The organism is Streptomyces sp. NPDC005017, assembly GCF_042873115.1.
GTDB lineage: Bacteria > Actinomycetota > Actinomycetes > Streptomycetales > Streptomycetaceae > Streptomyces.
This window is the reverse complement of record NZ_JBIALD010000048.1, coordinates 17891-27988: the sequence shown is the minus strand read 5'-3', so window position 1 is coordinate 27988 and position 10098 is coordinate 17891. Positions and strand designations below refer to the sequence as shown.

At 68.2% G+C, this 10098-nt stretch carries 11 protein-coding genes; 8 read left to right on the top strand and 3 right to left on the bottom strand.

The genetic code is table 11. The features are described from left to right. Positions 1-511 precede the first annotated feature (511 nt). The 5 genes from ACFYR0_RS37260 to ACFYR0_RS37240 all read left to right on the top strand — a co-directional run bounded on the left by ACFYR0_RS37260 (position 512) and on the right by ACFYR0_RS37240 (position 4510). Positions 512-1006 carry a hypothetical protein gene (locus tag ACFYR0_RS37260; RefSeq protein WP_389338656.1) on the top strand — a complete coding sequence of 165 codons (495 nt, stop codon included), beginning with the start codon at positions 512-514 and terminating at the stop codon, positions 1004-1006. A 755-nt stretch (positions 1007-1761) separates the two neighbouring features. After that, positions 1762-2073, top strand: coding sequence for a hypothetical protein (locus tag ACFYR0_RS37255; RefSeq protein ID WP_389338653.1), 312 nt, complete (start codon positions 1762-1764; stop codon positions 2071-2073). A gap of 72 nt (positions 2074-2145) precedes the next feature. Next, positions 2146-2682 (top strand): hypothetical protein, encoded by a 537-nt coding sequence (locus ACFYR0_RS37250; RefSeq protein ID WP_389338650.1) that lies wholly within the window; start codon positions 2146-2148, stop codon positions 2680-2682. A gap of 132 nt (positions 2683-2814) precedes the next feature. Beyond that, complete coding sequence (locus ACFYR0_RS37245; protein WP_389338648.1) at positions 2815-4017, top strand: DUF932 domain-containing protein; 1203 nt, start codon at positions 2815-2817, stop codon at positions 4015-4017. A gap of 316 nt (positions 4018-4333) precedes the next feature. Continuing rightward, the gene (locus tag ACFYR0_RS37240) at positions 4334-4510 is read left to right on the top strand and encodes a hypothetical protein (protein ID WP_389338644.1); all 177 of its coding nucleotides are present in this window, start codon (positions 4334-4336) and stop codon (positions 4508-4510) included. 262 nt (positions 4511-4772) lie between these two features. Here the strand turns inward: ACFYR0_RS37240 and ACFYR0_RS37235 are convergent, their stop codons facing one another. The 3 genes from ACFYR0_RS37235 to ACFYR0_RS37225 all read right to left on the bottom strand — a co-directional run bounded on the left by ACFYR0_RS37235 (position 4773) and on the right by ACFYR0_RS37225 (position 7063). Beyond that, positions 4773-5870 (bottom strand): Gfo/Idh/MocA family protein, encoded by a 1098-nt coding sequence (locus tag ACFYR0_RS37235; protein WP_389338641.1) that lies wholly within the window; start codon positions 5868-5870, stop codon positions 4773-4775. After that, the gene (locus tag ACFYR0_RS37230) at positions 5863-6255 is read right to left on the bottom strand and encodes an ester cyclase (protein WP_389338638.1); all 393 of its coding nucleotides are present in this window, start codon (positions 6253-6255) and stop codon (positions 5863-5865) included. The genes ACFYR0_RS37235 and ACFYR0_RS37230 overlap by 8 nt, the downstream gene beginning before the upstream one ends. Before the next feature lie 202 nt (positions 6256-6457). After that, positions 6458-7063, bottom strand: coding sequence for a TetR/AcrR family transcriptional regulator (locus ACFYR0_RS37225; protein WP_389338635.1), 606 nt, complete (start codon positions 7061-7063; stop codon positions 6458-6460). 148 nt (positions 7064-7211) lie between these two features. On the opposite strand from ACFYR0_RS37225, the gene ACFYR0_RS37220 reads away from it, so the two are divergent. The 3 genes from ACFYR0_RS37220 to ACFYR0_RS37210 all read left to right on the top strand — a co-directional run bounded on the left by ACFYR0_RS37220 (position 7212) and on the right by ACFYR0_RS37210 (position 9802). After that, entirely contained in the window at positions 7212-8183 is a 972-nt protein-coding gene (locus ACFYR0_RS37220) for an aldo/keto reductase (RefSeq protein WP_389338632.1), read from the top strand. A gap of 261 nt (positions 8184-8444) precedes the next feature. Then, a complete protein-coding gene (locus tag ACFYR0_RS37215; RefSeq protein WP_389338662.1) occupies positions 8445-8906 on the top strand; it encodes a hypothetical protein in 462 nt (153 codons plus the stop codon). Positions 8907-8962: 56 nt separating this feature from the next. Further along, complete coding sequence (locus ACFYR0_RS37210) at positions 8963-9802, top strand: transposase family protein (RefSeq protein WP_389338629.1); 840 nt, start codon at positions 8963-8965, stop codon at positions 9800-9802. Positions 9803-10098 lie beyond the last annotated feature (296 nt).

The following is a 10098-nucleotide window of genomic DNA, read 5'->3' as shown; positions in this document are numbered from 1 at the left end:
CGCGCTTCGCTCCGCGAAGACGACGCGCCGGCGCTACGCGCCGGTTCCATCGGCGCTTCGCGCCGATGGGTCGGGACTCCGTCCCGACTGCCGGACCACTCCGTGGTCCGGCGATCCGGCTGACGCCGGATCAGTTCCGTACTGGTCTGCTCCGCAGCCCTGTACGGAACCTGACGCACGCTCCGCGTGCGTCAGCGGCTGGCTGTGGAAAGGGGGTGGCGGTTTTCGGACGCGTTCGAGTGTGTCATTGTGTTGGGTGGATGATTTCTGGGCTGGATACGCCTCCCCGGTCCGGCTGGTGTGGCGCAGGGTAGTGAAATGCCAGGGTGCTCTGGCGGGTTGCCACTCTCCGCTCACGGTTCCTCAGGAAGGGAATTGGCTGGTTCTGTTGGCATGAATTCCGAGCCCATTCCGCATTCGTGCCAAGGGTCGTAGAATTAGGGCAAGTTGACGGGGCGGTAACCCCGGCGACGAAAACTCAACCTCGAAGAGAAGTCAGGAAGGAATCCCAATGGCGCAGTTAAAGCCCATTTCCCTCGACGTTATCGCCGAGGCCCGCGATGAGGCCCACCTGGTTCTGGCGCGCCTGATGGCTCCGCTGGCTCCGGGTAAGCACGTCATCCGGCTGGCGGTCGGCATGGACGACACCGAGGAGATCCTGTCGTCCCTGCTGCCGGTGGCGGTGGCGGGTGACGCCGGGGCGGAAGCCCTGGTGAGCGTGGACCGCAAGGACTTCGACAACTTCGTGTTCCTGCTGACGGTGGGGCTGGTACAGACGCTCTGCTGGGGTGCGCTGACCGTGTGCTCCCTCGTCGAGGACGGCCCCACCTACGCGATCAGGGCATGGTGCCTGGAGTACGGCGCGCTGGCCGAGTGCAGCGCGGCTCTGGCCGCGGAACTGATCGACGGCCATGAACCGGCCTCCTTCGAGGACGCGTTCAGCATCCACTCCGTGGACGAGGACGGCGAGGCGGTCTACCCGCCGGTGGCGTACACGATCCTCTGACGGCCCTATGCGGGGGCCGCCCGCTTGAGCGGGCGGCCCCCGCCTCACGCATCGCGTAGCGATGCCAGCGCCCGTCCCTCACGGGGCGCGAAGCGCCCCAGGGTCTGTCCGCCGCGTAGCGGCGGCGCGTCGAGTCTGCGGAGCAGACCGCGCGCAAGAAAAAGAGAGGAAATCAGGGCGGCGTATTGCTGCGCCCTGGATATCTCTGAGAGCTGGCGGGGAAAACGGCGAATCCGGTGGGCCGGTAAACCCGTGCCGGATCTTTCCCCGCCAGCGTGCCAACCTCGAAGGTCAGGCGGTCCCATCGTAGGGGCTGGTCGCTGGGCGGCGCAGGCGGGGCGCGGAGGCGCCGCCGACGCGCAGCCAAGAGAGTGCCGGCCCCGATCCCCCGGTGGCACGCGCCCGCCCGTTCCGCCCGCCCTTTCCCGTCCTTCTTTCTGGTCTGGTGGAGCGCAGGGGTGTGCAGAGGGGGATGTCAGCGAACCGACCACGCGATACAGGCCGGTTGACCTGTGGGAACCAGGGGCGCGCCCCGGGGGCACCGCAACGTCTAGCGCAACCTCTACCGCAACTCCTAGCGCAACCTCTAGCGCAACATGGTCTGCCCCTTCCCCCCCCACCTTACTTCCACTATTATTAGAAATGTTGGGAGGGGTCCTCCCGACAGCCCCGAGAAGCCGACGAAGGGCCACGACGTGGAGATCCAGATCTCTGACGGAATCGTCCGCCGCGTACGGGGCGGCCAGGACGCACCGATGACCCGTCAGGCCATCCTGGCCCGGGCCATCGCAGGCCTGATGTCCCTGCCCGGCCGGCGCGCCCAGGCCGCCATCGTCCACAACAACGACGCCGACTACACCGGAATCCGGTTCGCGACGAAGGCCGGATGGATCGTGCTGGAAATGCCGACAGGCGACCAGCCCTACCGGCTCGTCCACGAATTACCCGAACCCGACGAGCACGGGCGCACCGAGGTCGAGATGCGGCGTTTCCCGCAGATCTACAAGCCGCACGGAATCGCACACATCACAACGGAATTCCTGCTGGCACGGGGATTCCTGGCCTGACCGCTCCAGGGGGCGGTCAACAGCCGGGGCCGCCCTCTCTGATTCGACTGTGCCGAGAAGAGAGGAATTGCCGTGGAGAATACGAGGATTCACGCAGAGGCCGCCGAGAGCGAGGCTCGGATTTCGGAGGCGGAGAAGGAACAGGCCGCCTACGCGCTCGCCGAGCTGGTCCGCAGCCCGTCCGACCCGGACGCTCTGATCATGCCGGGCGCGGACGTCGAGGCGATCCGGCCGGTGTTCGAACTGGGGTGGGCGATGGGGGTGCGGCACGGACACACGGGCCCCGCGCTGGCGGGTGTGCCGGTGGACCGCGGCACGGTCGCGCGGGCGTTCGTCCTGCTGCTCTCGGAACGGCCGGCCGCCCGGACCGCTCCGGATCTTCCGGATGCCGGACCGGTGGTGTGGCAGCGGGTGCGCTACCACGGAAGCCTGAGAAGCCGTCACGGCCTGTACTGGACCGGCGCGGTACACCAGTACGCGCTGGAGTCAGGCGCCACCGAGCTGCGCTACGACCTGTGCGAAGTCCGCGACGACCGCTTGGAAAAGGTCGTCTCCAGGGTTCGGCGCCAGAGCCTCACACCGTTACCCGAGTACCGCTCCGGGGTGTGAGAGCGCTGGTCAGGGGTGGGTTCACACACACGTAAACCACACTATTATTGATGTTGTTGGGGGATGGTGACGGCCTACCGGCCGGCCCCACTCCCCGAACCCGGCCAAACCGACACGCGAAGGGGAACACGCATGACCCAGCAGTTCACCGAACGCGCCACCCACGTAGCCCCCACCGGCACCCGCAACGCCCAACTCTCCGACCTGGTCCGCATCCTGGAGGACCAGGGCCGCCGCAAGCTGGACGTGATCGCCCCCGCCGCCGCTCTCAGGTTCACCGAGGGGAACGTGCGCGTGCAGGGCGTGGAATCCCTGATCACCGAAGACGGCGTGACCGAGGTGGACGGGATCTACCGGCCCACCGCCGTCGCCGACGAGCACCTCGCCGACAAGCTGCGCATCCCGCTCGCCTACCTGCGCCGCATGCGAGCCGAGAACGTGCCTCTGCTGGACGAGAACGTCAACGCCTGGCTCAGCAAGGAGCCGGAGCGCCGGTTCATGCTCCGCGCGTTCCGCGGCGGCAACACCCCCGGCAGCGCCCCCGCGCAGGGCGTGGCCCGCGCCCTGCTGTCCGACAGCTACAAGCTCATGGACAACTTCGACATGCTGCTGGCCGCGCTGGACGGGGTGAAGCGGTCCGGTCACCCGACCCGGATCACCGGGTGCGACCTGACCGACCGGCGCATGTACGTGAGGGTGGAATCGGAGGCCGTCGCCGTCCAGGCCCGGACGCTGCTGCGCGGCTACCGGTCCCCGTTCGACGGACGCAGCGGGGATGAACTGCCTTTCATCTCGGCGGGGTTCGTGATCACCAACAGTGAAGTCGGATCGGGGGCGTACACCATCACACCGCGCGCCGTGATCCAGGTGTGCCGCAACGGGATGACCGTCGCCAAGGACGTCATGCGCGCCATCCACCTCGGAGGCAGGCAGGACCAAGGCGTCGTCGCCTGGTCCGGTGAAACGCAGCGCCGGACGCTGGAACTGATCACCTCCAAGACCACCGACGCCGTGCGCACCTTCCTCTCCCGCGACTACGTACAGGCGAAGGTCCGGCAGATCGAGACCGCCGCGGCAACGCACCTGCCCGAGCCGGCCAAGACCATCGAGCACGTCACCAAAACCCTCAGCATCGGCACCGAAGCCAAGGACCTGATCCTGTCCCACTTCGTGCGGGGCGGGCAGATGACCGCCGGGGGCGTGATGCAGGCGATCACGTCGACCGCGCAGACCCTCGGCGACGCCGACCACGCCGCCACACTCGAAACCCTCGCCCTCCCCGCCCTCACCACAGCCGCAGCCGCAGCCGCAGCCGCAGCCGCAGCCAACGGCTGACAGACACCAGCACACGGCTCACAAACCCCGTGCGGGCCGGAAACCCCCAACCCGGCCCACACAGAGCCCCACACCCCCTTGAAACCATCCCGCCCACGGCGTAGCACAGCGCCTCCCGGGGCTCCCCCACCCGCCAGGCACGGCAGCCCTCGCCCCGGCCCTGACGGGACGCAGCACCAAGCAGACGCCTGCGCGGCACAGCCCCGGCACAACGCACAGCAGCGCGGAGCACGCCGCCTACGCCCCCGCCCGCGCCGCCACCCGGCACCGACCGCACACACCACGACACCCACCGCCCCCCGAAGAAGAAACCCGCATGCCCGAGTACGCGGAAGGCCAGTACCTGTCCTGGGACCACGCGGACGGCAGCGTGACGACCGTCGAGGTCATGGCCGTCGACCGATACCACATCACCTACCGCACCGCAGACGACCACCGGGACACCGCCGAGGCCACCGTGTTCCACACACTCGCCCAGGCAACCGCCCACTGAGACCTGTGCAACATGAAGTACGCAGGTCACGGGTCTGGTGTGCGGGCGGGCGGGGTACTCGCGCTGGTCGTCGGCGGGTGTCCATGGTGAAGATCGTCTGACCTGTTGCCAGGGCCGTTGTCGGGTTCTGCTGCGCCCAACGCCACGCTCGCTCGTGTCCGCTCTCGATCTGTCAGCGTGCGGCCGAGTATGCCGGCACACGGGGCAGGGGCCGATGTGGCGAAGTGATGTCGGACAGTGTCGAAATCGACTGGCTGCGCGCCTAAGGATGGAGGGCTTTTCGTTGGCCTGTGGCGGCGGACCGTACTATCGCGTCAAGGAGTCGGTGGCGCTTGACGGCGTGGGTGAAGTCCGGGGCGACAGCCGTTCCGTGGATGAGGTCGTCCCGAATCGCGGAGTAGGCGTGCACCAGCGTGTGGATCACCGTTCCGGCCAGGCCGGGATAGTCGTCGTAGCCGCTGGGCAGCGTGACCTTCGTGGGCCGACCGCCGCCGCGTGTGCCACGCACCGTGACCGGACCGACGTGCGGGAACTCGGCGGCGGTAATCTCAAGTCTCCCCTCCGTGCCGTCGATGATCAGAGAGAACCCTGCACCCGATGCCGCGCCTCCACGGTGGTGGACGGACAGGATCGCTCCGCCCGCCACGGTGCCCGAGATCGCGATCTGGTCCTCGGCGGTCATCGGAACGACCTGCCCGGTGCGCCCGAGGGGAACCTGGCGGCGCCGGGTCGCGGTCGTAGCGACCACTTCCTGAAGCTCGCCGACGACCATCGACACCAGGTCGATCGCGTGTCCGAACGCGATGGTCAGCATCGTGGCCCCGAGCTTGCGATCGAGCGTGTAGACCATGTTCTGAGACACCGGAGTGCCCCATTCGGTCGAAGACGCCACGACGGTGGCGGAGAGCACTTCCCCCACGAATCCTTCGGACACGAGGTCGGCCAGCCAGCGGAAGGTAGGCGAGGAGCGTCCCTGAAGACCGACGAAGGTGCGCGTCGTCCCGGCGGCACGCTCCATCTCCTCGGCCTCGCGCAGGTCGACGGCGAGCGGCCACTCGGAGAGTACCGGCACTCCCGCCTTCAGCACGGGCAACACGAGTTCGCGATGCTGGGGCACTTTGACGGCGACAACAACGAGGCCGACGTTCTCGTCGCCGGCGAGCTGCTCGACCGACGTGTACGCGGGTACGCCATACGCCGCTCCCGCGGCCTGGGCCGAGGCTTCGGAGCTCGCCGCCAGCGCGCGAAGCTCGATCCCGTCGACGGCGTTCAGCGCGGGCAGGTGAGCCCCGGCCGCCCAGCCTCCCTTGGCGCTCAGGCCGACGATGCCGACGCCGATCGGCTTACGGGGGTCAGGCACCGAGCTGCCGCCTCAGGGTCTCGGCGTCGTGCAGGGCCGTCATGTGCACGAACCGCCCGTCACGAACCTGGTAGACGGCGTACTCGACGATCTCGAACGAGGCGCCGGTGGGAGCCACGCCGAGCCACTCCTTGGCGGGCGTGCCCGTGTTGGTCAGACGGGCGGCCAGGCGATCACCATCGACCGCGATCTCCCGGGGCTCCCAGTGGAAGTCCGGGACCGCGTCGATGTCGCCGTTCAGCACAGCGACGACCTGGTCCCGAGTGCCCGGCTCGCCGTTCAGGGTGGTCTCGTCGTTGATGAACTCGTCCATGCGGTAGATCTCGTGGGCGTTGAGCGCCCCGATGTAGCGCAGGTAGAACTCGCGCAGGTCGGTGTCGGACATGATCTCCTTCTTCAGCCCCCGGAGCGGAGGTCATGCTCGGTGTTTCGCGACGGCTCTTGACGGTTTCGTCGCGGTGATCGTCGGCAGGGGAAGGAACCCTTGCCCGAAACTTCTGTTCCGGACGGTACCGAAGTTTTGCCGCACCGTCACGGCCCTCATGCGCGGAGAACGTCCCACCGGGGCGAGCGAAGGGGTGCAGCCGCTATGCAGGCCAGCCGAGCAACGCCGTGTCGACGATCTCATCGAGCTCAGCAGGACCGAGGCCGTTGGCGGCCTGCACTGCGATGCCGAAACCCATCGTCATGATGAACCGGGCAAGACGCCGAGGGTCTGCGCTGCGCGGAAGATCACCCTCGTTGACGGCACGCCGGAAGCGCTCCTCAAGGCGGACCCCCGCGCCGTTGCGCCAGTCGACAAGCAGGTCGTGGACGGCCCGGCTCTCGTCGCTCGACGCCAGCGCACCCTGCACGGTCAGGCACCCGGAGGGGCCGTCGGGAGGGGTCGTGGTGCAGACCGCCCCGCGGAGGAACGCCAAGGCCACAGCCCGCGCGGTGGGCTCCTCCAGGGCGCGCGTGGCATAGGCGGCCGGCCCCGCGCCGTAGCGCTGGAGGGCCTTGCGGAACAACTGCTCCTTGTTACCGAAGGCCGCGTACATGCTCGTCTTGGTGATCCCCATGGCACCGGTCAGCTCAGCGAGGCTTGCACCTTCGTACCCTCGCGCCCAGAACACCCGCATCGCGCGTTCCAGCGCCTGGTCGATGTCGAATCCTCGAGGTCGACCCATGACGGCTCTATGGGAGTTACTCATACCACAAGCGTACCTCCCGGTACAGATCTACGCTGACCAGCAGTTTCATCCTACCCAGGCGGCGAACACAGTTCAGTACCGGACGGTCTTGATGTGCTAAGGTTCTGCACCGACCGGTACTGAATTGATGGGAAGGGAAGTCCGCGCCATGAAAACCGTTTCGCTCGGCAGCCTCAAGGTCTCACGCATCGGTCTCGGAGCCATGGGAATGTCGGCGTTCTACACCGGCGCCGGCCAGTTCGACGACGAGTCGATCCGCACGATCCACCGCGCTGTGGACCTCGGGGTCACCCATATCGACACCGCCGAGGGGTACGGCCCCTTCATCAACGAGGAGTTGGTCGGCCGGGCCGTGCAGGGGCACCGAGACGAGGTCGTGCTGGCGACCAAGTTCGGCCTGATCTCCCACACCGGTGGCACGGCTCCGGACAGCACCCCGGCCAACATCCGCCTGGCCGTGGAGGGATCACTGAAGCGCCTGGGTACCGACTACATCGACCTCTACTACCAGCACCGGGTGGACCCCGGCACGCCCATCGAAGAGACCGTTGGCGCGCTGGCCGAACTGGTGGCCGAAGGCAAGATCCGCCATATCGGCCTGTCGGAGGCCGGCCCCGCCACGATCCGCCGCGCTCACGCCGTGCATCCGGTCACCGCGGTCCAGTCCGAATACTCCCTGTGGACCCGCGACCCAGAGGCCGAGATCCTGCCCGCTCTGCGCGAACTGGGTATCGGCTTCGTGCCGTACTCCCCGCTTGGCCGCGGCTTCCTGACCGGCAACATCCGCTCCCTGAACGATCTTGACACCGACGACTGGCGCCGCACCAACCACCGCTTCGCCGACGGCAACCTGGAACGCAACCTGAGAATCGTCGACGAGGTCCGGACCGTAGCCGCCGAGATCGACACCACGCCCGCACAGGTCGCCTTGGCCTGGCTGCTCGCCCAGGGTGACGACATCGCGCCCATCCCCGGCACCAAGCGAGTCGCCCGGCTGGAGGAGAACGCCGCCGCCAACCACATCGAGCTCACTGCCACCCACGTCGCCCGCCTGAACGACCTGCCCCGGGCCTCCGGCGAGCGCTACGACGCGGACAACATGGCCGCCATCGACCGCTGATCGAAGACGTACCACCACGCACGCCGCGGGTCGGCATCCGGGCGAAGAGTGCCACATACCCAATGAGACTGTGCAACATGAAGTACGCAGGTCACGGGTCTGGTGTGCGGGGTACTCGCGCTGGTCGTCGGCGGGTCTCCATGGTGAAGATCGTCTGACCTGTCGCCAGGGCCGTTGTCGGGTTCTGCTGCGCCGACCGCCGTGCCCCTCCTACGATCCCCGACCGGACCGGTGCCGGGAGAGCGCGAAGAGGGCGTGGGGATGCTGGAGCTGGAGCGGATCACGACTCGCCGGAATGAACCGGACACGCTCGCCGAGGAGTTGGCCAAGCAACTGGCGGAGATCCAGGCCGAGCGGGAGGAGTTGGTGATCGCCGAGCGGGTCCTGCACCGGCTGGCCGAACAGGACCGGGCTGTGGCGGAGGCCGCCGCAGCTGTCGCCCCGACGGCGGCCCGGGTGGCGGGACGAGCGGTTTTGCTGATCCCGCACCGCGGCGGGACGGGCGATGAGACCGCGCTGCCCGCTGACTACCGCAAGATCCTGGCGATCGTGCGGGCTGCCGACCACCCGGTGCAGGTCAGGACCGTCGGCAAGGAGCTGGGCCTTGAGGTGACGGTGCGCGGGAAGCTGGAACCGTTGCGGGCGAAGATGACCAAGCTCGCCGACCGCGGCTGGCTGCACAAGCGTCCTGACGGCAGGTTCGCCGCACGCTCCCAGGCGTAGGGAGGCGGCGCCGACGGGACGTAACTGGCAAGCCCCCGGCGGCAGTTGAGTTTGGTGTGAAGAAAAACAACCATCCCGTCGAGGGCCCTGACGGCCTTGTCCACACTGCCCGCCTGCCGCTGCCGAGTGCCACCCTGAACTGGCTCGCCGGCCTGATCCGCGGCCACTGCAAGAAGATCAGGTCACGGTGGCGGGCCCTGCCTCCGGGACGGATCGCCGCCCTCGTGCTGACCGTACTGCGCTGTGACCAGCGGCCGGGTGATCTGGCCGGTAGCAACGGGATACACCGCACCACTGTGACCCGGTGGGTCAGGGAAGTCGTCGGCCTGCTGGCCGCCCGCGCCCCGCGCCTGGACCGCGCCCTCAAAAAGATCGCCCGCAAGGGTGGCGGGATGGTCCTGCTGGACGGCACGCTGATCCGCACCCGCCGGCGCTCCGGCAAAGAGAACCGGAAGAACTACTCCGGCAAGAGCAAATGCCATGGCCTGCTCGTGATCGCGCTCACCGACGATCGCGGCCGACTGCTCTGGGTCTCGGCGGCCCGGCCCGGACGGACCTCGGAGATCACCGCCTGCCGACACGACCAGCTCACCGCCAAGCTGCGGGCGGCCGGTCCCGGGGCGATCGCCGACCTGGGCTTCGTCGGGCTCGACGACAGCGGCCCCGACACCGGCCCCGCAGTGATCACCGGTTACAAGGCCGCCCGGAACCGGCCCTTGACACGAGGACAGAAGCTGTCGAACACCGCACTGGCAGCGGTCCGGGCAACGGTGGAGCACGGCTTCGCCCACCTCAAAAACTGGCGCGTGCTCGGCAAAGTCCGCACCGACCCGACCTGGGCGACCGCCCTGGTCAGGGCCCTGCTCGTCCTCACGAACCGCGAAGTGTCCCGGTGACCGACGATCTTCACCGAAGTCATCCACCCACGACCAGCACGAGCATCCCGAACCCCGCGCACACCAGACCCGTGACCTGCAACTTCACGATGCACAGTGCTCACTGGCGTCCTGCCACCAAACAGGAGACCACCGCATTCAAAGCCCGGTTCCGGCCCGCACCCCAGAACTGGAACTGACACCCACCACCCCCGCATACAAGGCCCTCGGCCACCAGAGCAAGCCCCCGAGGGCCAGCAGGGCATGACCGGGCACCCGCGCTCCCCCGACCGGATCCCGTTCACCGCCGGGGACTT

Bases quoted from the DNA above. Each gene is read 5' to 3' on its own strand.
- ACFYR0_RS37220 (WP_389338632.1), top strand. From the start codon at position 7,212: ATGAAAACCGTTTCGCTCGGCAGCCTCAAGGTCTCACGCATCGGTCTC.
- ACFYR0_RS37230 (WP_389338638.1), bottom strand. From the start codon at position 6,255: ATGTCCGACACCGACCTGCGCGAGTTCTACCTGCGCTACATCGGGGCG.
- ACFYR0_RS37215 (WP_389338662.1), top strand. From the start codon at position 8,445: ATGCTGGAGCTGGAGCGGATCACGACTCGCCGGAATGAACCGGACACG.
- ACFYR0_RS37260 (WP_389338656.1), top strand. From the start codon at position 512: ATGGCGCAGTTAAAGCCCATTTCCCTCGACGTTATCGCCGAGGCCCGC.
- ACFYR0_RS37225 (WP_389338635.1), bottom strand. From the start codon at position 7,063: ATGAGTAACTCCCATAGAGCCGTCATGGGTCGACCTCGAGGATTCGAC.
- ACFYR0_RS37245 (WP_389338648.1), top strand. From the start codon at position 2,815: ATGACCCAGCAGTTCACCGAACGCGCCACCCACGTAGCCCCCACCGGC.
- ACFYR0_RS37240 (WP_389338644.1), top strand. From the start codon at position 4,334: ATGCCCGAGTACGCGGAAGGCCAGTACCTGTCCTGGGACCACGCGGAC.
- ACFYR0_RS37255 (WP_389338653.1), top strand. From the start codon at position 1,762: ATGACCCGTCAGGCCATCCTGGCCCGGGCCATCGCAGGCCTGATGTCC.